We start from the raw sequence: 22,339 nt of genomic DNA on the forward strand, positions 1-22,339 counted from the left end.
AAAAGGCTCATTAAGAGTCAGGGCCTCCTGTTGCCTGAAGAAGGGTAAATCATGACGAAATTAACCTGTTTCAAAGCCTACGATATTCGCGGCAGGCTGGGCGAAGAATTGAATGAAGATATCGCGTGGCGTATTGGCCGCGCTTACGGCGAGTTCCTGAAGCCAAAAACGATTGTCCTCGGCGGTGATGTGCGCCTGACCAGCAAGACGCTAAAGCTGGCGCTGGCGAAAGGACTACAGGATGCGGGGGTGGATGTGCTGGATATTGGCATGTCGGGTACCGAAGAGATTTATTTTGCCACCTTCCACCTGGGTATTGACGGCGGTATTGAAGTGACCGCCAGCCATAATCCGATGGATTACAACGGCATGAAGCTGGTGCGGGAAGGGGCACGGCCCATCAGCGGTGATACCGGTCTGCGCGACGTACAGCGCCTGGCGGAAGCCAACGACTTCCCGGCGGTTGATGAGACAAAACGTGGCCGCTACCAGCGTATTACTATCCGTGATGCCTACATTGACCACCTGCTGGGTTACATCAATCCCGCCAATCTGAAACCGATGAAGCTGGTGCTCAATTCCGGTAACGGCGCGGCAGGCCCTGTAGTGGACGCCATTGAAGCCCGTTTTAAAACATTGGGCGTGCCGGTCGAGTTCATCAAAATCCACAACACGCCGGATGGCAACTTCCCCAACGGTATTCCCAATCCTCTGCTGCCGGAATGTCGGGCTGACACGCGCAACGCGGTGATTGAACACGGCGCCGATATGGGAATTGCCTTCGACGGTGATTTTGACCGCTGCTTCCTGTTCGATGAAAAAGGTCAGTTCATTGAGGGCTACTACATTGTCGGCCTGCTGGCGGAGGCGTTTCTGGAGAAGAATCCGGGGGCGAAGATTATCCACGACCCGCGTCTGTCCTGGAACACCGTGGACGTGGTGACGGCGGCAGGCGGTAAACCGGTGATGTCAAAAACCGGACACGCGTTTATCAAAGAGCGGATGCGCGACGAAGATGCCGTCTACGGCGGTGAGATGAGTGCGCATCACTATTTCCGTGACTTTGCCTACTGTGACAGCGGAATGATCCCGTGGCTGCTGGTGGCGGAATTGTTGTCTCTGAAAGGACAGTCGCTGGGCGAACTGGTCCGCGACCGGATGGTGGCCTACCCGGCGAGTGGTGAAATAAACAGCACGCAGGCAGAGCCGGCGGCAGCGATTGCGCGCGTGGAGCAGCATTTTTCCCGTGAGGCGCTGACGGTTGACAGAACGGACGGTATCAGCATGTCGTTTGTCGACTGGCGCTTCAATTTACGCTCTTCCAATACCGAACCGGTGGTGCGCCTGAACGTGGAATCGCGCGGAGATATTCCGTTGATGGAAGCGCGAACGCGCACTCTTCTGGCGTTACTGAATCAGTAATGCTGGTGCTTCCTTTGCCCGATTCTGGGCAAAGGGTGACTAACAGGAACCACGATGACACATCTAAAGAAGCGCGAGCGCGCCAAAACCAATGCGTCGTTAATTTCGATGGTGCAACGCTTTTCAGATATCACCATCATGTTTGGCGGGTTGTGGGTAATCTGCGAATTAAGCGGTTTGCCTTTCCTGTACATGCACCTGCTGGTGGCGCTGATCACGCTGGTCGTTTTTCAGATGCTCGGTGGCATAACGGATTTTTATCGCTCCTGGCGTGGTGTCAAAATGACCACTGAGCTGGTGCTGTTGCTGCAAAACTGGACGCTGAGCCTGATTTTTTGCGCAGGTCTGATCGCCTTTAATAACGATTTTGATAACCGTCTCGCCGTCTGGCTGGCGTGGTATCTGCTGTCCAGTGTTGGCCTGGTGTTGAGTCGTTCGTTTATTCGCTACGGTGCGGGATGGCTGCGTAATCGCGGGTACAACACTCGTCGGGTGGCGGTGGCAGGGGACCTGCCAGCTGGACAAATGCTGCTGGACAGTTTTCGCCATGAACCGTGGCTGGGGTTTGAAGTAGCGGGGGTCTATCACGACCCTATCCCTGGAAAAAACTCCCGCGACTGGGCCGGTAATCTGCAACAACTGGTGGATGACGCCAAAGCCTCACGCATTCATAACGTTTATATCGCCATGTCGATGAGCGATGGTGCCAGCGTCAAAAAATTAGTGCGCGAGCTGGCCGATACCACCTGTTCAGTGATCCTTATTCCTGATGTCTTTACCTTCAACATTCTGCATTCCCGGATTGAAGAGATGAACGGCATTCCGGTGGTGCCGCTGTATGACACGCCACTCTCGGGGATTAATCGTCTGTTAAAACGCGCGGAAGATATCGTGCTGGCTTCACTGATCCTGCTACTTATTTCCCCGGTGCTGTGTGGCATAGCACTACTGGTAAAACTGACCTCCAAAGGACCGGTGATTTTCCGCCAGACTCGCTATGGCATGGATGGGAAGCCGATCAAAGTCTGGAAGTTTCGCTCAATGAAAGTGATGGAAAACGATGCGGTGGTGACGCAGGCGACGCAAAACGATCCGCGCGTTACCCCTGTGGGAAATTTCCTGCGCCGGACGTCGCTCGATGAGCTGCCGCAGTTTATTAACGTGCTCACCGGGGGGATGTCTATCGTCGGACCACGTCCGCATGCGGTGGCGCATAACGAACAGTACCGCCAACTGATTGAGGGATACATGTTACGCCATAAGGTGAAACCGGGTATTACCGGCTGGGCGCAAATCAACGGCTGGCGCGGTGAAACCGATACGCTGGAAAAAATGGAGAAACGTGTGGAGTTTGACCTCGAATACATTCGCGAGTGGAGCGTGTGGTTCGATATCAAAATTGTTTTTCTGACGATATTCAAAGGCTTTGTTAACAAAGCGGCGTATTAACATGAGCTTACGAGAAAAAACGCTTAATGGCGCAAAGTGGTCGGCGATTGCCACGGTGATCATTATTGGGCTCGGACTTATTCAGATGACCGTCCTGGCGCGAATTATTGATAACCACCAGTTCGGGTTGTTAACCGTGTCGCTGGTGATCATAGCGCTGGCCGATACGCTGTCGGATTTCGGTATCGCCAACTCAATTATTCAACGCAAAGAGATTGGTTATCTGGAGCTGACGACGCTGTACTGGCTAAACGTTGGGCTGGGTATCGTGGTATGCGTGGCGATGTTTCTGCTGAGCGAGACGATTGCCCATGTGCTCAATAACCCAGAACTGGCACCGCTCATCAAAACCTTATCACTGGCGTTTGTGGTGATACCGCACGGGCAGCAGTTTCGCGCGCTGATGCAAAAAGAGCTGGCCTTCAACAAAATTGGCATGATTGAAACCAGTTCGGTGCTGGCTGGATTTACCTTTACCGTGGTCAGCGCCCATTTCTGGCCGCTCGCGCTGACGGCCATTCTTGGGTATCTGGTGAATAGTACGCTACGTACGCTGCTGTTCGGCTATTTTGGCCGCCGGATTTACCGACCCGGGCTGCATTTTTCGCTGGCATCCGTTTCGTCGAACCTGCGTTTTGGCGCATGGCTGACGGCAGACAGCATCATCAATTACATCAATACCAACCTTTCCACGCTGGTTTTAGCTCGCACGTTGGGAGCTGGCGTGGCGGGCGGATTCAATCTCGCCTGGAACGTGGCGGTTGTCCCGCCGATCAAACTGAACCCGATTATCACCCGCGTGCTGTTTCCGGCGTTTGCCAAAATCCAGGACGACAGCGAAAAACTACGAGTGAATTTTTACAAGTTGCTGTCAGTGGTTGGGATTATCAACTTCCCGGCGCTACTGGGACTGATGGTGGTGTCGAATAACGTGGTGCCGCTGGTATTCGGCGATAAGTGGAACGGCATTATTCCGGTCCTGCAACTATTGTGCATTGTGGGTTTGCTGCGATCCGTGGGGAATCCAATAGGATCGCTTTTGATGGCGAAAGCCCGGGTCGATATCAGCTTCAAATTCAATGTGTTCAAAACCTTTTTGTTTATTCCTGCCATTTTCATTGGCGGTCATCTGGCGGGGGCGATTGGCGTGACGCTGGGCTTTCTGTTGGTCCAGGTGATTAACACGATCCTCAGCTACTTCGTGATGATCAAACCTGTTCTTGGCTCCAGCTACCGTCAGTACATGCTCAGCCTGTGGCTGCCGTTGTATCTCTCCTTACCAACCCTTGTGGTGAGCTATACGTTGGGCTTAACCCTGCGTAACCAGGTGCCATTAAGCGCGCTGCTGGGGATCCAGATAGCGGCAGGAGCACTGGTGTTTGCGCTAATGATTGTGCTGTCGCGCCATCCGCTGGTGGTGGAAATAAAACGCCAACTCTGTCGCAGTGAAAAAATGAAAACCTTGCTCCGTGCGGGATAAGAACAACGTTTTAAGAGGTCATAATGAAATTACTAATTTTAGGCAACCATACCTGCGGGAACCGAGGGGATAGCGCGATCCTGCGCGGTTTGCTGGATGCCATTAACGCGTTGCGTCCCGAGACCGAAGTGGATGTGATGAGCCGTTACCCGGTGAGCTCTTCGTGGTTGTTAAACCGCCCGGTGATGGGCGACCCGCTGTATTTGCAGATGAAGCAACATAACAACGCAGCGGGTGTTATGGGGCGCGTGAAGAAAGTGCTGCGTCGTCGCTATCAGCATCAGGTACTGCTCTCGCGTGTTACCGATTCCGGTAATCTGCGCAATATCGCTATCGCCAAGGGCTTTACCGATTTTGTCCGTCTGCTGTCGCGCTATGACGCCATCATCCAGGTCGGCGGATCGTTCTTTGTCGATCTGTATGGCGTGCCGCAGTTTGAACATGCCCTGTGTTCGTTTATGGCGAAAAAACCGCTGTACATGATTGGTCACAGCGTGGGGCCATTCCAGGATGGGCAGTTTAATCAACTGGCGAACTACGTGTTTGGTCACTGTAATGCGTTGATTTTACGTGAATCCGTCAGTCTGGATCTGATGAAGCGCAGCGCAATTACCACGGATAAAGTCGAAACTGGCGTGGATACGGCCTGGCTGGTTGACAACCATCATGAGGATTTTGAGCCAGGTTATGCGGTACAGCACTGGTTAGACATGGCGGCTAAACAGAAGACCGTTGCCATTACATTGCGTGAGCTGGCTCCTTTTGATAAGCGTCTGGGGACAACGCAGCAGGCCTATGAGCAAGCCTTTTCCGGGGTGGTGAACCGCATCCTCGACGAAGGTTACCAGGTGATAGCGCTGTCAACTTGCACCGGTATTGATAGTTACAACAAAGATGACCGCATGGTGGCGTTAAACCTGCGCCAGTATGTTAACGATCCGGCCCGATATCACGTGGTGATGGATGAACTTAACGATCTGGAGATGGGGAAGATTCTGGGCGCATGCGATCTGACGGTGGGGACTCGCTTGCATTCTGCCATCATCTCGATGAATTTTATGACGCCTGCCATCGCCATTAACTACGAGCACAAATCGGCCGGAATCATGCAACAACTGGGGTTACCGGAGATGGCTGTTGATATTCGTCATCTTCTCGATGGCAGTCTCGAAGGGAAGGTTGCCGATACTCTCGGACAGTTACCTGAGCTGCGCATACGTCTCGGCGACGCGGTTATGCGCGAACGCGAACGTGGGGTACGCATGGTGCAGTCGGTTTTAACGCGTATTGAGGGGGAAAAATGAAGATTGGTTTTTTTCTGCTTAAATTTCCGCTCTCCTCCGAGACATTTGTACTCAATCAGATAACCGCATTTATCGATATGGGCTACGACGTGGAGATTGTCGCTTTGCAGAAGGGCGATCTTGAAAATACTCATGCCTCCTTTAATACCTACCGTCTGGGTGAAAAAACTCGCTGGTTGCTGAATGAACCGGAAAGCAAACTGGCGAAACTGAAATATAGGGCAGCGGCGGCTCTGCACGGTATTACCCGCGCAGCGACCTGGAAAGCGCTTAATGTTGCACGCTATGGTGAGGAGGCGCGCAATCTGATTTTGGCAGCTATTTGCGGCGGGAATCCGCGAGCGTTTGAGGCGGATGTCTTTATTGCTCATTTTGGGCCCGCAGGCGTAACGGCCGCCAAGCTGCGTGAGCTTGGGATGATCCGCGGAAAAATCGCCACGGTATTTCATGGGGTTGATGTTTCGCACCGGGGCGTTTTGGCCCGCTATACCCCTGAGTATCAGCAGCTGTTTCAACGCGGTGATTTAATGTTGCCCATCAGCAATCTCTGGGCCGGACGTTTAAAAAACATGGGATGCCCGCCGCAAAAAATTGCCGTCTCGCGTATGGGAATCGATATGACACGCTTTACGCCACGCCAGTTGAAATCGCCAACTACACCGCTGGAGATTATCTCTGTTGCCCGGTTAACCGAGAAAAAAGGACTGCACCTCGCCATCGAAGCTTGTCGTCAGTTAAAAGAGCAGGGCGTTTCATTTCGTTATCGAATTCTGGGTATCGGCCCTTGGGAGCGTCGTTTACGTACGCTGATCGAGCAATATCAACTCGATGACGTTATTGAGATGCCCGGCTTTAAGCCCAGTCATCAGGTAAAGGAGATGCTTGAACAGGCGGATGTATTTTTGCTGCCTTCGATCACCGGAAGAGACGGCGATATGGAAGGGATCCCGGTGGCACTGATGGAGGCAATGGCGGTGGGTATTCCGGTGATTTCCACCGTTCACAGCGGGATCCCGGAGCTGGTCGAGTCGGGTAAATCAGGCTGGCTGGCACCGGAAAACGACGCGCAGGCACTGGCAGAGCGTTTAGCGGCATTTAGCCTGCTCGACAGTGAGCAGGTACAGTCGATTGTTCAGTGTGCGCGTGAAAAAATTGAAAATGAATTTAATCAGTTAGCTATCAATAAACAGTTAGCCAGTCTGCTGCAAACGATGTAAATCGAGGTTGTATGTCAGAGAACAAACTCTCACGCCGTACTTTTCTGACGGCGGGCTCTGCGCTTGTCATGCTGCATTCTCCCGTTGTTCGCGCGCTTGAATCGTCGGGCAGCGTCAACATTCAGGATTACAACCCACAGGATTGGGTGGCCTCTTTCAGGCAGGCGTTCAAAGAAGGGCAAATGGTCGTCGTACCAAAAGGCCTGGAATGTAAGGATCTCAATACTGCTATTGTTATTCCGACAGGCAAAACGCTCTTCATACAAGGGCGAATAAGTGGCAATGGCCGTGGGCGCTTTATTCTGCAGGATGGATGCAAAGTGGTGGGCGAGCAGGGCGGGAGCCTGAAGAACGTTACCCTGGATGTGCGTGGTTCGGACTGTGTAATAAAAAGGATTGCCATGAGCGGCTTCGGTCCGGTGACGCAAATTTATATCGGCGGTAAAACTTCAAGGTTGATGCGTAATCTGATTATCGATGATATTACTGTCACACGCGCAAACTATGGGATTTTGCGTCAGGGTTTTCATAACCGAATGGATGGCGTAAAGATTACAAACTGCCGATTTAGCGATCTCCAGGGAGATGCCATTGAGTGGAATGTGGCTATCAACGACAGCAACATCCTCATTTCTGACCACGTCATTGAACGTATTAACTGTACCAATGGCAATGTGAACTGGGGCATCGGTATCGGGCTGGCGGGCAGTACCTATGACAATAGCTATCCCGATGAACTGGCGGTAAAAAACTTCGTGGTGGCGAACATCACCGGTACCGACTGTCGGCAGTTAGTTCATGTTGAGAACGGCAAACACTTTATCATTCGTAATATTACCGCGCGAAATATCACCCCGGATTTCAGTAAGAAAGCAGGCATTGATAATGCGACGGTTGCTATTTATGGATGTGATAACTTCGTGATCGATAATATCAATATGGAGAACAGCGCAGGTATGCTCATTGGTTATGGCGTTATCAAAGGTCGATATTTATCCATTCCACAAAACTTTAAGCTAAATAATATCCATCTCGATAACACCAAACGTGAATACAAATTACGCGGAATTCAGATCTCCTCTGGTAATGCAACGTCATTCGTGGCCATCACCAACGTGGAGATGAAGCATGCCACGCTTGAGTTGCACAACCAACCGCAGCACCTTTTTTTACGTAACGTCAGGGTGATGCAGCAATCAGCTACGGGTCCCGCACTTAAGATGCACTTCGATCTGCGCCAGGACGTACGCGGTAAGTTTATGGCCAGGCAGGACACATTACTCTCACTGGCCAACGTACATGCAGTAAACGAAGTCGGGCAAAGTTCAGTTGACATCGACCGTATAAACCATCAGGTAGTGAATGTAGAAGCGGTGAATTTTCGACTACCGGGGCAGGGGAGGTAACCCCACTATATTCTTACTGGATATCATTGGCTAAAAGATTATAATCACCCGATTACTGTTAAAGCTGGGGCTGGGCAGCATTGACTACTCAGGGAAGACGCTCATCTTTATCATATGTTTCTTGTGTTACGAACAGACAAAGTGATTTATGAACGATAAAGTTTTGCTCATCGGTGCCTCCGGATTCGTGGGGACCAGACTCCTGGAGACGGCTGTTGCGGATTTTGATATCAAGAATCTGGATAAACAGCAGAGTCATTTCTATCCGCAAATCACGCAAATCGGCGATGTTCGCGACCAACAAGTTCTGGATCAGGCGCTTTCAGGCTATGATACGGTCGTTTTGCTGGCGGCAGAACATCGTGATGATGTCAGTCCTACTTCACTCTACTATGATGTGAATGTTCAGGGGACGCGCAATGTATTGGCCGCTATGGAGAAAAATGATGTTAAGAACATCATTTTCACCAGTTCTGTTGCGGTCTATGGCCTGAACAAAACCAACCCTAATGAAAATCATCCTCACGATCCCTTCAACCACTATGGTAAAAGCAAGTGGCAAGCGGAAGAGGTTCTGCGTGAATGGCATGCTAAAGCTCCAGATGAACGTTCGCTGACCATCATCCGCCCGACGGTTATCTTTGGCGAACGCAACCGCGGTAACGTTTATAATCTGCTGAAACAGATTGCTGGCGGTAAGTTTATGATGGTTGGGGCGGGTACGAATTATAAATCAATGGCTTATGTGGGTAATATTGTTGAGTTTATCAAGTATAAACTGAAGAATGTGACTGCTGGTTATGAGGTTTATAATTACGTTGATAAACCTGATCTCAATATGAATCAACTGGTTACCGAAGTTGAACAGAGCTTAAGTAAAAAAATCCCCTCAGCACACTTACCTTACGCTTTAGGCATGTTAGGTGGCTATTGCTTTGATATTTTGGGTAAAGTGACCGGCAAAAAATATGCCGTCAGCTCTGTGCGCGTGAAGAAGTTCTGTGCCACCACACAGTTTGATGCAACGAAAGTCCACTCATCCGGTTTTGTTGCTCCTTACACATTATCTCAGGGACTGGATCGCACTTTAAAATACGAATTTTTGCACGATAAGAAAGATGACATTACGTTTGTCTCTGAGTGATTGTTGTTTGTAGAGTGTCTGGGGCTTAGTTAACTTCGATTTTTCGGGAATGCTATAAAACTGACGAGATGAGTTTGTTTCCGAGGAATCCGAGTTCACCTCGGCGCTGGTGAAGTGTAGAGTTTGCATTCGGTTTACCTCAACCTGGTTATATCGTGTTGAGGATGGAGCCAGCAATACTGGCTAACGTACGGCTAAAGTCTATACTTTATCAGCCGTTTGGAGGTAGGAGAGAGAATGACTAATTTGAAAGCAGTTATCCCGGTAGCGGGCCTGGGGATGCACATGTTGCCAGCCACGAAGGCAATCCCTAAAGAGATGCTGCCGATCGTTGACAAGCCGATGATTCAATACATTGTCGACGAAATTGTAGCTGCAGGTATCAAAGAAATCGTTCTGGTAACTCATGCGTCTAAGAACGCGGTTGAGAACCACTTCGACACCTCTTACGAACTCGAATCGTTGCTTGAGCAACGTGTTAAGCGCCAGTTATTAGCTGAGGTGCAGTCTATCTGTCCTCCGGGCGTGACTATCATGAACGTCCGTCAGGCTCAGTTACTGGGTCTGGGTCACTCTATTCTTTGTGCTCGCCCTATCATTGGTGATAACCCGTTTGTCGTGGTATTACCTGACGTTATTCTGGATACCGCAAGTGCGGATCCGTTGCGCTACAACCTCGCTGCTATGGTTGCTCGTTTTAATGAAACCGGGCGCAGCCAGGTGCTGGCTAAGCGTATGGAGGGCGATCTGTCTGAATACTCTGTTATTCAAACCAAAGAGGCTTTGGACAACGAAGGTAAAGTCAGCCGTATCGTTGAGTTCATCGAAAAACCGGATCAGCCGCAAACGCTGGATTCCGATCTGATGGCCGTAGGACGCTATGTGCTTTCTGCTGATATCTGGGCAGAGCTGGAAAAAACTGTTCCAGGTGCCTGGGGACGTATTCAGCTGACTGATGCCATTGCAGAGTTGGCTAAAAAACAGTCTGTTGATGCCATGCTGATGACGGGTGACAGCTACGACTGCGGTAAAAAGATGGGCTACATGCAGGCATTCGTTAAGTATGGGCTGCGTAACCTGAAAGAAGGTCCGAAGTTTCGTAAGAGTATTGAGAAATTGTTAAGCGAATAGATCATCAAATATCTGCTTGATAATAAATTGTTAAACAAACGGTAGTGAACACCCTGAATATTAGTCTGGTTGCATATGGGGAGGCGCTGCCGTTTTTGTTTTGTACAATTTACTTAAAAGAGTAAGCTTAGGAAATATTCTTCGGAATGTAGTATTCTTTCTCTGTAGCGCTGTATTTGGTAAGAAAATTATTAAAAGGTTCTGTGTGAGGGCCGAACATCGAAGAGCAATGTGTGAAGTACTCTGGTAGCTTGTGAGCCAGGGGCGGTAGCGTGCAATAAGTTAAATAATTAAAGTCTGCAATAGATTTCAGCCACATACAGATACTATATAATCAACTAACCTTGATATTTAAAATAACACATGAAAAAAATAGCTTTTATTGTTACCAAGTCTGAAATCGGTGGAGCTCAGACTTGGACAAATGAGATGATGAAATTAGTAAAAAATGAAGGTTCTGTTTATTTGATAACCTCAGAGGATGGTTGGTTAACTGAACAAAATAACTTTGAGAAGGTCTTGATTTTACCTCAGCTTAAAAAACATTTCAGTTTCTCTGGATATATTTCCTTACTTAAATTTATAAGAAAGGAAAATATTGACGTTATGATCGCCAGTTCAGCAAATGCTGGTATTTACTCCAGAATGGCAAGGTTAATTTCCAAGTTTAAATGTATCTATGTATCACATGGATGGTCATGTATATACAATGGAGGGATGCTGAAATCTGTCTTTATAAAAATAGAAAAGTATCTATCATACATAACGGATGTTATTTGGTGTGTATCCAGAAGCGATGAAGATAAAGCTATAAGAATTATTGGTATTAACAAATGTAAGATCAAGACATTAACAAATTCAGTAGTGCAGATGAAAGAAAAAGAAGGTAATGATTGTCAGAAGAGAATTATCTTTGTGGGGCGTCTTACTTACCCCAAAAGACCTGATTTGCTTATTAATGTAGTAGCGAAGCATCCAGATATGAAGTTGGATATAGTAGGTGGGGGTGAATACCTAAAGACCCTAAAAGAAACTAACAAAGATATTTCTAATATCAATTTTGTGGGAGAAGTTAAAGGATTTAATAATTATTCTAATTATGACTTGTTTGTTTTGGTATCTGATAGTGAAGGATTACCGATGTCAGGTTTAGAAGCGCATACTGCAGGAATCCCACTTGTCTTAAGTAACGTTGGTGGATGTACTGAGTTAATAGAAGGCAATGGTCTCCTTGTTAACAATACCGAACAAGATGTTGAACGTAGTATCATTAGTATATTTGATAATTATGATGATTATTTACTTAAGTCACGAGAGGTAAAAGGGAAGTTTGTCTTTGACTCATATGCTGATGATTATAAGAAGCTGATATTAAATTAATATATTCAATCTACTGTCTACTGTATTAATGATTTTCATGTAATATATTGTTGAGTGCTTTTGACAGTTTAATTCTGTTGTGGTTTTATTTAGAACCACATCCTTTAGCTGCTTTTATGAAAACAATACTATTATTAGAATGATTATTATATCCAAATAATAGGTTGCTAGTTTATGCTTAAGCGTATTTTCTTTTCTTCAGATATTTTTAAAAATATCATATGGCTTATTATTGAGAAAATGTACTTCGTTATTCTTGTTTTTCTTAGTGAGGCAATGATAAGCCGAAGTCTTGGTGTTACAGATTATGGTAAATGGGTTTACTCAGTAAATTGGGTTGTGGTTGTATCATCCGTAGCTCTTGTAGCTGGTAGTGAAGTTCTAATTCCAGCATTGAGCCGTCATAAAAAGATAGTCAATGAGCTTATTAGTGCTGCTTTTCTCATAAGGATGATAGGAGCCTTATTGGCTTTCATCTTTATATGGACATATGCTGTGTTTTTCGTTACAGACGAAGAAATAAAACGAATATTATATTGTTTGTCATTTGTTCTCCTGTTAAATGAACCATTTGGTGTCGTTACCAATTATTTACAATCGATTATAAAAATAAAAAGAGCAGTAATTTGTCGTTGTGTAGCTTTGGCTATCCGTGTGTTCTGTGTGATGCTCGCATTTCACACAGCGAATAATTACTATATATATTTCTCTCGAAGTGCCGAAACATTGGCCCTCGCTGTATTTTTAGGTGGCCTTTTTTTTATTTCAAAGCTAAAAATAACCCTCAATGCAACAGTGTTAAAAATAGTATTCTTCAGAGGCATTAAGCTATGGGTGCCTTTGGTAACTATGATGATTTATCTTAGGGTTGATCGTTTTTTTATCGAACATTATTTAACTTATGATTATCTTGCAATATATGGCGTATCTGTGCAGTTTTTGGAGCAGGCTTTTTTACTTTTAAGCATAATTGTCCAGTCTGTAGCTCCGAGATATTTATTTGCGACAGTCGATCGTATGACATTACAGCTTAATGTGAAAAAGTGTATATGGACAGTTGTTGCTGTTTCAACAGTAATTCAATTAGGCTGTTTATTAATCTTGAGTAAACTAATATTGCTGATCTTTGGTATGAAGTTTCAAATGTCAGGACAGATGGCGTTGATGTTACTACCAGCTATTACTTTCTATGGCATTGATTTAGTACTGATGCAAATCATGTATAGGTTTAGAGAAAACGGATTTATACTCTTCAAATGGACTTTTATGATGATTTTATCATGTACCTCGTATTATATTTGGCTTGGTCTTATGGGCCAGAAAAGTGTCTATCTCATTTATAATTTAAACTATTTAGTTATGGTTTTATTGACTTCTATTTATTATCTTGTTTTGATGAGAAGATCAAGTAAAGGTCATAAAAAAGGAATAATGGTTGATTAAATGATTGTTAATGCTATATTTATACTGGTCGTTTTTTTTTCACTTCTGGAACTATTCTGTAGTAGAAAAAACTTCTTTATATTTTTAATTCCACTAGTCGCTATGGTCATCTTTGTTGGTATTAGAAGCGTTGGCGGAACTGATTACGATGTGTATAAGTTGTATTTTGAATCGATACCTGATGCTATATACTCTTATGGACTTGGCTATTTTGGATTAAACTATGTTGTTAAATTGTTCTGTGATGACTTTAATCTTTTAATTGCTGTTTCTGGTATGTCTGCAGTACTCATGCAAGGTTGGTATTTTTATAAAAACTCGAATAAACCAACTTTATGCTTGATGATGTTTTATGCAGTTAGTTTTATCTGGCTCGATATGGTTTTGATTAGACAGTCGATAGCTGCAGGTTTGCTATTGATTGCAGCAGATTTTTTCTTTAGAAGGAAAAATCTGCTGGCTCTTATATTTTTAACTTTTGCCACTATGTTTCACGAGGTTACAGTTGTAATAGCAATCGCTGGTGTTATTTTATATAAAACAAACTCAAGGCATTATATTAAAATTCTACTAGTTAGTGTAGTTTCATTATGGTGGATAAAGATAATTGTCGTTTATCTGAATCAAACCATTCTTCATAATGGTAATATTGAAGCATATTTGAGTGAGCCACCTTTTATTAGCGGTTCTTTACTAATCGATTTTTTGTTTGCTTGTTTTATATATTTCCTTTCAACAAATCAAAGAACGTTAATACATGAAAAAGAAAAGAAAATCTATCAGGTAATAATGGTTCTTGGAGTTGGTATTTTACTTGTTTCATACTTGCTGCCTGTTATGGCAAGGTTAAGCGAATATATTAAATTCTTTTATATACTAATGACCGTCAGTTATATATCAAGACAAGAAAAGATAGCAAATAAAGTGCTTTTGTTCGTTGCATTATTTATCTACTGTGCTGTTAGATTGAATGTCTTCTTAACTCATTTCGACGGTGGGTTTATCTATAGTACCTATATGGTTTAGATAGATAATAATTTGAAATTTTTATAGGTATCATTAATGGTTACGGTATTAACACCCGCATACAACAGAGCAAACACACTTGATAATTTGTATTATTCACTACAACAGCAAACCAATAAGAATTTTGAGTGGATAATTATTGATGATGGGAGTAGTGATGCGACTTCAGATAAAATTGAAGAATACAAGAAAAACTCCGATTTCGATATAGTAACTGCTTTTCAGGTCAATCAAGGAAAACCCAGTGCTATTAATCATGGATGCAGACTTTCAAGATGTGATTATATTTTAATTGTTGATAGTGATGATTGCTTAACTAATGATGCAATTGAATGGGTACTTAAAGGTATTAAAGAAGCTGAGGCTGAAGGAATTGAGTATTCTGGCGTTGGCTTCCGAAAAAGCGAATTTAATGGAACTTTATCAGGGATAGCATTCGATAATCATTCTCTTGATCATGCCTTGTATCTTAATGCGACTGATGCTTCAAATTTGCTAAAAGGTGAAATGGCATTTTGTTTCAAAAGAGATTTAATGCTGAAGATCCCATTTCCATTGCATGCTGGTGAAAAATTTGTACCGGAAGGCTTAATTTGGACGCAAATCACAGATTTTGCCTGTGTGAGATTTTATATCAATAAGGTTATCTATCTTTATGGTTATCTTGATGATGGTCTTACCATGAATTTTAAAAAACACCTTAAAAATAATTATAGAGGCTTTTCTGAGTATTACCGAAACCAATTTTATCGTGAAAGTGATTTGCTGAAAAAAGGAAAAATGCTCGTGCGATATATTCAGTGCAAATATTATGGGATGCTGAAATGAAAATTATTCAGATTATCACTGGACTGGGTATTGGCGGCGCTGAAAAAATCGTTAGTGATCTTTCAGAAAAACTAGTAAATAATCAACATGAAGTTTTAATTATCTCCTTGACTGGGGATAAGTTAATGAAAACTCCCTCAGAAGTAAACGTCATTGAAATGAATATGACCAAGGGAATAGTTTCAATTATAAAAACATACTGGGGTGTTCGTAAAATAATAAAGGAATTCAACCCTGATGTTGTGCATAGTCACATGTTTCATGCGAATATCTTTGCTCGATTAATTCGTCTGACGTTACCATTTAAAAAGTTGATATCTACCGCTCATAGCAATAATGAAGGTGGCTCCTTAAGGATGTTGGCATACAGACTTACTGATTCATTGGCTGAGATATCTACTAATGTTAGTGAAAAAGCAGTCAATGAATTTATTGCTAAGAAAGCTTCTAAGCTTGGACGAATGATACCGATCTATAATGGAGTGGATACTCATAAGTTTTGTTATAGTAGTAAAAACCGTAGAGTAATGAGGGAATTACTGAATATTCCTGATGATGCTCGCTTGATTATGACAGTTGGGAGACTGACAGAGGCAAAAGACTACCCGAATTTAATCAATGCTTTTGCATCGCTTGAATGCAAAAGTTCCACTTATCTTGCAATAATAGGTGATGGCGAACTAAATTCTAGCTTGAAGGAATTAGCGATAAACCTGAAAGTTGACAGTAATATTTTTTGGTTAGGTAAACAAAATAATATTGAAGAGTGGTTATCAGCATGCGATTTGTTTGTTTTGAGTTCTGTATGGGAAGGTTTTGGAATTGTACTCGCTGAAGCAATGGCATGTGAAAGGATTGTTATTGCTACAAACGTTGGTGGGGTGGAAGAGGTAGTTGGTGATGCTAATTTCTTAGTTCCGCCATCCCGATCTGACTTACTAATGCATAAAATAAAATCAATTTTAAATTTAAATAATGAAGAATTGTTGCACATTGGTACGCTGAATAGGGATAGAGTACAGCGGAATTTTTCCATTGATAATATAGTGGTGCAATGGGAGTCTATCTACATTAATACTAAAGGCATAAGCTGATTTTTTAAATATATGTGAGTAAATAATATAATCGCTTGGCTGTTTCTATCATTATTTATTTTTTAATTCATGTATTGGAGGAGGGGTATGATAATTGCTTTAGAAAAAGTTGACTTAAAACTAATTACTGAACTTAAAGTTTTTTATAAATGTTACTATGCTGCAGATAATAAGATTTTTAATGAGATGTATTTGCCATGGCTCTTGCATAACAATCCGCATGGAGAAGGTATTAGCGTAAATATCAAAATTGACAATGAGCTTGTTGCAAATATGTTCTTGATTCCTGTGAGGCTAATTCAGGATGGCAATGAAAAATATGCTTACTATGCTACTGATGTTTTGACTCATCCACACCATCGTGATAAAAACCTTTTTGTGAAATTGATCCGTCGAAGCATTGAGTATTTGAAAGAGCAAAGTGCTTGTCTTATTGGTCATCCAAATAGTAATGCGCTACCGGGATGGAAAAGGACGAAAATGAATTTTCAGCCTATTATAAATTCTTTTTTATCTAAACCATCGCTATGCAATAAAAGAAAAGTCATTATAGACGTTGCACAAGTCAGAACGTCTGAAAAACAAGATATAATTAATATACTTTGTAGCAGTAGCAATTTAATAGTTGCTAGTGACATGGATTTTTTAACATGGCGCTATATAAATCATCCGGTTAAAAAGTATAATGTTGAATTTATTTACGATAAATTTAAACTTGTTGGTGTGATCGTTTCTGTAAAATTTAAAGGTATTATCGATAGGGTTATCCATTATATCGTAAATCCTGGCTCTGAAGGTAAAGTTTTCAATTCAAAAATTTGTCCAAGAATTTTTTCTTTCAGTGGACTAGAAGAGGATGATAATTATAAGCAGTATTTTTATGACAGACGAATTGGCTCCAATATAAATTACTTTATGACAGATTTCAGTTCTGAATCTCCTTGTGCTGACGGTCGTTACATTTCATTTGCTGCTTGTGATAATTGATTATGAGTTTGTTAAATAAAATTTTCTATAAGTTATTCGGACAAGATATTTGGCGTATAGGTATCGCATCTTGCGACTTGTCGCTTGTTTTAGATGGAGAACTATCAAAACAGAAAGTTAAATGGCTTGATATTAATGTTAAAAGCGATTATGAAGCAGATCCATTCATATTTAAAATTTCTGAAGTATATTATGTTGCGTACGAAGATTTTAACTACATATCAGGTAATGCGAAGCTAAAGTGTATAGATCTAAATGGGAATGAGTATCCTTTTTTTGATGAGATAAATAAGAACTTAGGCCATAAGTCTTTTCCATATATATTTGAGGCCGAAGACGGTTTATATTGTATCCCGGAAGAAGGAGACCGTAATGGCATTTATCTGTATAAATTTAATAGTGAATTAAAATGTTTTGAATTTGTTAGAAAGATATTGTGTGATGATATGTATGTTGACTCCTTTATTCATAATGTAAATGGCGTCTATTATTTATTTACTTCGACTATAAACGAGCCTTTCAAACAAAGATTGTTCTACTCTGATTCACTTCTAAATGATTTTGTCGAGCATAAAATGTCCCCTATTGTAAAAAACAGTAGGGTTGGGCGAAATGGAGGGGGTATGCTTTGCTTTGATGATAAGCTATACAGAGTATCTCAAAACTGTTCTAAAACATATGGCGGTAGTCTTGTTGTAAGTAAAATACTGTATATTAACCCAAGTGATTATAAAGAAAAAGAGCATATGGAGATTCTTCCATTGTCGCCTTACAATAATGGAATTCATACCCTATCAGTAAAAGATGAATATATTGTTTTTGACGGGAAAATAGTCAAATACAGATTTAGTAACGTATTTAGAAAATTAGCTTATAAGCTCAAAATTAGATTGCCGTTCAGGAATTGAGTTTTTGTCGTAGAAAATATGCGATATTCAACCTGCCAAACAATAATTATTTTTAAGTCAAAAAGAACCATAAGAGAACCTATCTCTATTCAGTGACATTAACCTGAGTTAACATCTAGAACACATTCAAGCCGCGCATACGTCGCGCGGTGACCACACCTGACAGGAGTATGTAATGTCCAAGCAACAGATCGGCGTCGTCGGTATGGCAGTGATGGGGCGCAACCTGGCGCTCAACATCGAAAGCCGTGGTTATACCGTCTCTATCTTCAACCGCTCCCGCGAGAAAACTGAAGAAGTTGTTGCCGAGAACCCGGGTAAGAAACTGGTTCCTTATTACGCGGTGAAAGAGTTCGTCGAGTCTCTTGAAACCCCACGTCGTATCCTGTTAATGGTGAAAGCGGGTGCTGGCACCGATGCTGCCATTGATTCCCTGAAGCCTTATCTGGACAAAGGCGATATCATCATTGATGGTGGTAATACTTTCTTCCAGGACACCATTCGTCGTAATCGTGAACTGTCAGCTGAAGGCTTCAACTTCATCGGTACCGGCGTGTCCGGCGGCGAGGAGGGGGCCTTGAAAGGTCCGTCTATTATGCCTGGCGGGCAGAAAGAAGCGTACGAACTGGTTGCGCCGATTCTGACTAAAATCGCCGCTGTTGCTGAAGATGGCGAACCGTGCGTGACCTATATCGGTGCCGATGGCGCAGGTCACTATGTGAAGATGGTGCACAACGGGATTGAATACGGCGATATGCAGCTGATTGCGGAAGCCTATTCTCTGCTGAAAGGCGGTCTGAACCTGTCTAACGAAGAGCTGGCAACTACTTTCACCGAGTGGAATGAAGGCGAGTTGAGCAGTTATCTGATCGACATCACCAAAGATATCTTCACCAAGAAAGACGAAGAGGGTAAATACCTTGTTGATGTGATCCTGGACGAAGCGGCGAACAAAGGCACCGGTAAATGGACCAGCCAGAGCTCTCTGGATCTGGGCGAACCGCTGTCGCTGATCACCGAATCCGTATTCGCTCGCTACATCTCTTCTCTGAAAGACCAGCGCGTTGCGGCATCTAAAGTGCTGTCTGGCCCGCAGGCTAAACTGGCTGGTGATAAAGCAGAGTTTGTTGAGAAGGTCCGTCGCGCGCTGTATTTGGGCAAAATCGTCTCTTATGCTCAGGGCTTCTCTCAACTGCGTGCCGCATCTGACGAATACAACTGGGATCTGAACTACGGCGAAATCGCGAAGATCTTCCGCGCGGGCTGCATCATTCGTGCGCAGTTCCTGCAGAAAATCACCGACGCCTATGCTGAAAACAAAGGCATCGCGAACCTGCTGCTGGCCCCGTATTTCAAAAATATCGCTGACGAATATCAGCAAGCGCTGCGTGATGTAGTGGCTTATGCTGTGCAGAACGGTATTCCGGTACCGACCTTCTCTGCAGCGGTAGCCTACTACGACAGCTACCGCTCTGCGGTACTGCCGGCTAACCTGATCCAGGCCCAGCGTGACTACTTCGGTGCGCACACGTATAAACGTACTGATAAAGAAGGTGTGTTCCACACCGAATGGCTGGATTAATCTGATTTAGTCAAACTGTGAATCCAGGCCCGGAGCGCTCCTCCGGGCTTTTTTATTGCCAAAAAATGGGATTCAGTCAGGTCCGATATCCGGTGTTGTAGCAAATCACGATATACTGGCGCGATGCAGAGCCGATGCGCCACGTTGTTGGCAGCGTGTTCACCCTAAAATGTTCAACCGGAAGAAGTTACACAGCGAATGAAGATAACTATCTCAGGAACAGGTTATGTAGGTTTGTCGAACGGTATTCTGATTGCCCAGCACCACGAAGTGGTCGCTCTTGATATCGTTCCGACGAAGGTCGAGATGCTGAATCAGAAAAAATCGCCGATCGTTGATAAGGAGATCGAAGAATATCTGGCGACAAAACAGCTGAATTTCCGTGCAACGACCGATAAGTACGATGCTTACCGTGACGCGGACTACGTTATCATTGCGACACCGACTGATTACGATCCGAAAACTAACTACTTTAACACCTCAAGCGTCGAGTCAGTGATCCGCGATGTGGTCGAAATCAACCCAAATGCGGTGATGGTAATTAAATCAACGATTCCGGTTGGCTTTACGAACTCGATTAAAGAACAGTTAGGTATCGACAATATATTCTTCTCGCCAGAATTCCTGCGTGAAGGTCGTGCGCTATACGACAACCTGCATCCGTCCCGTATCGTTATTGGTGAACGTTCCGAACGAGCCGAGCGTTTTGCGGCGCTGCTGCAGGAAGGAGCGGTTAAAAAGGACATTCCGACGCTGTTTACCGACTCGACTGAAGCCGAAGCCATCAAGTTGTTCGCTAACACCTATCTGGCGTTACGTGTGGCCTACTTTAACGAGCTGGATAGCTATGCAGAAAGTCTTGGCTTGAACTCACGGCAGATTATTGAAGGTGTGTGCCTGGATCCGCGTATCGGTAATCACTACAACAATCCGTCATTCGGCTATGGCGGCTACTGTCTGCCGAAAGATACTAAGCAGTTGCTGGCTAACTACGCGTCTGTACCGAATAACATTATTGGCGCGATCGTTGATGCTAACCGTACGCGTAAGGACTTCATTGCAGATTCTATTCTTGCGCGTAAGCCTAAGGTGGTCGGCGTGTACCGTTTGATCATGAAAAGTGGTTCCGATAATTTCCGGGCATCATCGATTCAGGGCATCATGAAGCGCATTAAAGCCAAGGGCGTACCCGTTATTATCTATGAACCGGTCATGGAAGAGGATGAATTTTTCCATTCCCGAGTTGTGCGTGATCTTAATGCGTTCAAAAATGAAGCGGATATTATTATTTCTAACCGCATGACGTCAGAATTAGCTGATGTTGCCGATAAAGTTTATACCCGCGATTTGTTTGGTAGTGATTAATCTCGTCTCCATAAAAAAGGCCTTATAAAAGGCCTTTTTATTTTAATCAGGTCAGTAATTAAACTTTGTAGAAATTACGATACCAGTCAACAAAGTTCTTCACCCCATCTTTTACCGTGGTTTCAGGTTTAAAACCAATTACCTCATACAGTGCTTTAGTGTCTGCGCTGGTTTCCAGTACATCACCTGGCTGTAGTGGTAGCATGTTTTTCTTCGCTTCAATACCCAGAGCATCTTCCAAAGCCTGGATATAGTCCATTAGCTCAACCGGTGAACTATTGCCGATATTGTAGACGCGATAGGGCGCAATGCTGGCTGCTGGCGTGCCTGTTTCAACGGTCCATTGTGTGTCTGCGTGTGGAATGACATCCTGCAGGCGAATGATCGCTTCTGCGATATCATCGATATAGGTAAAGTCACGCTTCATTTTGCCGTAGTTATAGACGTCAATACTTTTCCCTTCCAGCATCGCTTTGGTGAACTTGAACAGCGCCATATCCGGTCGACCCCATGGGCCGTACACGGTGAAAAAACGCAACCCGGTGGTGGGCAATCCGTACAGGTGGGAATAAGTATGAGCCATCAGCTCGTTGGCTTTTTTGGTTGCTGCATACAGCGACACGGGATGATCGACGGAATCATCCGTAGAGAAAGGCATTTTGCGATTCAGGCCGTAAACTGAACTGGATGAGGCATAGAGTAAATGCTGAATTTTATTATGGCGACACCCTTCCAGTATGTTCAGAAAGCCTGTGAGATTTGAGTCTGCATAGGCATGCGGGTTTTCGAGTGAATAACGTACGCCAGCCTGGGCGGCGAGATGAATTACGCGTTCAAAATGCTCTGATGCGAAGAGCGAAGCCATGCCTTCCCGGTCGGCTAAATCAATCTTATGAAAATGGAAACCGGGATGTACCAGTAACGCCAGACGAGCCTGCTTAAGGCTGACGTCGTAGTAATCGTTCAGATTATCAATACCGACTACTTGATGGCCAGCCTCAAGGAGGCGTTTGCTAACGTGGAAGCCGATGAAACCAGCGGCACCCGTAACCAGGTATTTCATGTTTATTCCTCTTTTTGGCTAAATAATAGCCAAGCACCAACAGGCGCTACTAAAAAGTGGAATGATACCGTTAGATGGTAAAAAAGCTAATTGTTATATTTTTTACGCTT

At 44.1% G+C, this 22,339-nt stretch carries 18 protein-coding genes; 17 read left to right on the top strand and 1 reads right to left on the bottom strand.

The window, feature by feature from the left end:
- Nucleotides 1–51 precede the first annotated feature (51 nt).
- The 17 genes from cpsG to ugd all read left to right on the top strand — a co-directional run bounded on the left by cpsG (nucleotide 52) and on the right by ugd (nucleotide 21,166).
- Entirely contained in the window at nucleotides 52–1,422 is a 1,371-nt protein-coding gene (gene cpsG / locus GUC46_RS08790) for a colanic acid biosynthesis phosphomannomutase CpsG (RefSeq protein ID WP_160180108.1), read from the top strand.
- Nucleotides 1,423–1,476: 54 nt separating this feature from the next.
- Complete coding sequence (wcaJ, locus tag GUC46_RS08795) at nucleotides 1,477–2,871, top strand: undecaprenyl-phosphate glucose phosphotransferase (RefSeq protein ID WP_061549040.1); 1,395 nt, start codon at nucleotides 1,477–1,479, stop codon at nucleotides 2,869–2,871.
- Between the two features lies 1 nt (nucleotide 2,872).
- Nucleotides 2,873–4,351: a colanic acid undecaprenyl disphosphate flippase WzxC gene (gene wzxC, locus GUC46_RS08800; RefSeq protein WP_160180111.1), complete on the top strand. Its 1,479-nt coding sequence runs from the start codon at nucleotides 2,873–2,875 to the stop codon at nucleotides 4,349–4,351.
- Between the two features lie 23 nt (nucleotides 4,352–4,374).
- Nucleotides 4,375–5,655 (top strand): colanic acid biosynthesis pyruvyl transferase WcaK, encoded by a 1,281-nt coding sequence (gene wcaK, locus GUC46_RS08805; protein WP_160180113.1) that lies wholly within the window; start codon nucleotides 4,375–4,377, stop codon nucleotides 5,653–5,655.
- Nucleotides 5,652–6,872, top strand: a complete 1,221-nt coding sequence (wcaL, locus tag GUC46_RS08810) for a colanic acid biosynthesis glycosyltransferase WcaL (RefSeq protein WP_160180115.1) — start codon at nucleotides 5,652–5,654, stop codon at nucleotides 6,870–6,872. Before wcaK ends, wcaL begins: the two co-directional genes overlap by 4 nt.
- 11 nt (nucleotides 6,873–6,883) lie before the next feature.
- Entirely contained in the window at nucleotides 6,884–8,278 is a 1,395-nt protein-coding gene (wcaM, locus tag GUC46_RS08815) for a colanic acid biosynthesis protein WcaM (protein WP_160180117.1), read from the top strand.
- Between the two features lie 148 nt (nucleotides 8,279–8,426).
- Nucleotides 8,427–9,422 carry an SDR family oxidoreductase gene (locus tag GUC46_RS08820; protein WP_049014367.1) on the top strand — a complete coding sequence of 332 codons (996 nt, stop codon included), beginning with the start codon at nucleotides 8,427–8,429 and terminating at the stop codon, nucleotides 9,420–9,422.
- A 237-nt stretch (nucleotides 9,423–9,659) separates the two neighbouring features.
- Nucleotides 9,660–10,553, top strand: a complete 894-nt coding sequence (gene galF / locus GUC46_RS08825; protein WP_130714527.1) for a GalU regulator GalF — start codon at nucleotides 9,660–9,662, stop codon at nucleotides 10,551–10,553.
- A gap of 363 nt (nucleotides 10,554–10,916) precedes the next feature.
- Entirely contained in the window at nucleotides 10,917–11,933 is a 1,017-nt protein-coding gene (locus GUC46_RS08830; RefSeq protein WP_048232318.1) for a glycosyltransferase, read from the top strand.
- Nucleotides 11,934–12,107: 174 nt separating this feature from the next.
- Nucleotides 12,108–13,376, top strand: a complete 1,269-nt coding sequence (locus tag GUC46_RS08835) for a lipopolysaccharide biosynthesis protein (RefSeq protein WP_160180119.1) — start codon at nucleotides 12,108–12,110, stop codon at nucleotides 13,374–13,376.
- A complete protein-coding gene (locus GUC46_RS08840; protein ID WP_048232314.1) occupies nucleotides 13,377–14,402 on the top strand; it encodes an EpsG family protein in 1,026 nt (341 codons plus the stop codon). It begins immediately after the preceding gene.
- Nucleotides 14,403–14,438: 36 nt separating this feature from the next.
- Nucleotides 14,439–15,230: a glycosyltransferase family 2 protein gene (locus GUC46_RS08845; RefSeq protein ID WP_088903304.1), complete on the top strand. Its 792-nt coding sequence runs from the start codon at nucleotides 14,439–14,441 to the stop codon at nucleotides 15,228–15,230.
- Nucleotides 15,227–16,324 (top strand): glycosyltransferase, encoded by a 1,098-nt coding sequence (locus GUC46_RS08850; protein WP_048232311.1) that lies wholly within the window; start codon nucleotides 15,227–15,229, stop codon nucleotides 16,322–16,324. The genes GUC46_RS08845 and GUC46_RS08850 overlap by 4 nt, the downstream gene beginning before the upstream one ends.
- A gap of 87 nt (nucleotides 16,325–16,411) precedes the next feature.
- Nucleotides 16,412–17,311 carry a GNAT family N-acetyltransferase gene (locus GUC46_RS08855; protein ID WP_157676230.1) on the top strand — a complete coding sequence of 300 codons (900 nt, stop codon included), beginning with the start codon at nucleotides 16,412–16,414 and terminating at the stop codon, nucleotides 17,309–17,311.
- 2 nt (nucleotides 17,312–17,313) lie between these two features.
- Complete coding sequence (locus GUC46_RS08860) at nucleotides 17,314–18,219, top strand: hypothetical protein (RefSeq protein ID WP_048232307.1); 906 nt, start codon at nucleotides 17,314–17,316, stop codon at nucleotides 18,217–18,219.
- A gap of 175 nt (nucleotides 18,220–18,394) precedes the next feature.
- Nucleotides 18,395–19,801, top strand: coding sequence for an NADP-dependent phosphogluconate dehydrogenase (gene gndA, locus GUC46_RS08865; RefSeq protein WP_044711288.1), 1,407 nt, complete (start codon nucleotides 18,395–18,397; stop codon nucleotides 19,799–19,801).
- A 198-nt stretch (nucleotides 19,802–19,999) separates the two neighbouring features.
- Nucleotides 20,000–21,166 carry a UDP-glucose 6-dehydrogenase gene (ugd, locus tag GUC46_RS08870; protein ID WP_003030115.1) on the top strand — a complete coding sequence of 389 codons (1,167 nt, stop codon included), beginning with the start codon at nucleotides 20,000–20,002 and terminating at the stop codon, nucleotides 21,164–21,166.
- A gap of 58 nt (nucleotides 21,167–21,224) precedes the next feature.
- Here ugd and GUC46_RS08875 read toward each other — a convergent pair whose 3' ends face one another.
- Nucleotides 21,225–22,229 carry an NAD-dependent epimerase gene (locus GUC46_RS08875; RefSeq protein ID WP_103798173.1) on the bottom strand — a complete coding sequence of 335 codons (1,005 nt, stop codon included), beginning with the start codon at nucleotides 22,227–22,229 and terminating at the stop codon, nucleotides 21,225–21,227.
- Nucleotides 22,230–22,339 lie beyond the last annotated feature (110 nt).

It is taken from the genome of Citrobacter sp. LUTT5, assembly GCF_009905315.1.
GTDB classification, from domain to species: Bacteria; Pseudomonadota; Gammaproteobacteria; order Enterobacterales; family Enterobacteriaceae; genus Citrobacter; species Citrobacter freundii.

What these genes read in the sequence shown, in the direction of transcription:
- cpsG (WP_160180108.1), top strand. Translation starts at nt 52, where the DNA reads ATGACGAAATTAACCTGTTTCAAAGCCTACGATATTCGCGGCAGGCTG.
- wcaJ (WP_061549040.1), top strand. Translation starts at nt 1,477, where the DNA reads ATGACACATCTAAAGAAGCGCGAGCGCGCCAAAACCAATGCGTCGTTA.
- wzxC (WP_160180111.1), top strand. Translation starts at nt 2,873, where the DNA reads ATGAGCTTACGAGAAAAAACGCTTAATGGCGCAAAGTGGTCGGCGATT.
- wcaK (WP_160180113.1), top strand. Translation starts at nt 4,375, where the DNA reads ATGAAATTACTAATTTTAGGCAACCATACCTGCGGGAACCGAGGGGAT.
- wcaL (WP_160180115.1), top strand. Translation starts at nt 5,652, where the DNA reads ATGAAGATTGGTTTTTTTCTGCTTAAATTTCCGCTCTCCTCCGAGACA.
- wcaM (WP_160180117.1), top strand. Translation starts at nt 6,884, where the DNA reads ATGTCAGAGAACAAACTCTCACGCCGTACTTTTCTGACGGCGGGCTCT.
- GUC46_RS08820 (WP_049014367.1), top strand. Translation starts at nt 8,427, where the DNA reads ATGAACGATAAAGTTTTGCTCATCGGTGCCTCCGGATTCGTGGGGACC.
- galF (WP_130714527.1), top strand. Translation starts at nt 9,660, where the DNA reads ATGACTAATTTGAAAGCAGTTATCCCGGTAGCGGGCCTGGGGATGCAC.
- GUC46_RS08830 (WP_048232318.1), top strand. Translation starts at nt 10,917, where the DNA reads ATGAAAAAAATAGCTTTTATTGTTACCAAGTCTGAAATCGGTGGAGCT.
- GUC46_RS08835 (WP_160180119.1), top strand. Translation starts at nt 12,108, where the DNA reads ATGCTTAAGCGTATTTTCTTTTCTTCAGATATTTTTAAAAATATCATA.
- GUC46_RS08840 (WP_048232314.1), top strand. Translation starts at nt 13,377, where the DNA reads ATGATTGTTAATGCTATATTTATACTGGTCGTTTTTTTTTCACTTCTG.
- GUC46_RS08845 (WP_088903304.1), top strand. Translation starts at nt 14,439, where the DNA reads ATGGTTACGGTATTAACACCCGCATACAACAGAGCAAACACACTTGAT.
- GUC46_RS08850 (WP_048232311.1), top strand. Translation starts at nt 15,227, where the DNA reads ATGAAAATTATTCAGATTATCACTGGACTGGGTATTGGCGGCGCTGAA.
- GUC46_RS08855 (WP_157676230.1), top strand. Translation starts at nt 16,412, where the DNA reads ATGATAATTGCTTTAGAAAAAGTTGACTTAAAACTAATTACTGAACTT.
- GUC46_RS08860 (WP_048232307.1), top strand. Translation starts at nt 17,314, where the DNA reads ATGAGTTTGTTAAATAAAATTTTCTATAAGTTATTCGGACAAGATATT.
- gndA (WP_044711288.1), top strand. Translation starts at nt 18,395, where the DNA reads ATGTCCAAGCAACAGATCGGCGTCGTCGGTATGGCAGTGATGGGGCGC.
- ugd (WP_003030115.1), top strand. Translation starts at nt 20,000, where the DNA reads ATGAAGATAACTATCTCAGGAACAGGTTATGTAGGTTTGTCGAACGGT.
- GUC46_RS08875 (WP_103798173.1), bottom strand. Translation starts at nt 22,229, where the DNA reads ATGAAATACCTGGTTACGGGTGCCGCTGGTTTCATCGGCTTCCACGTT.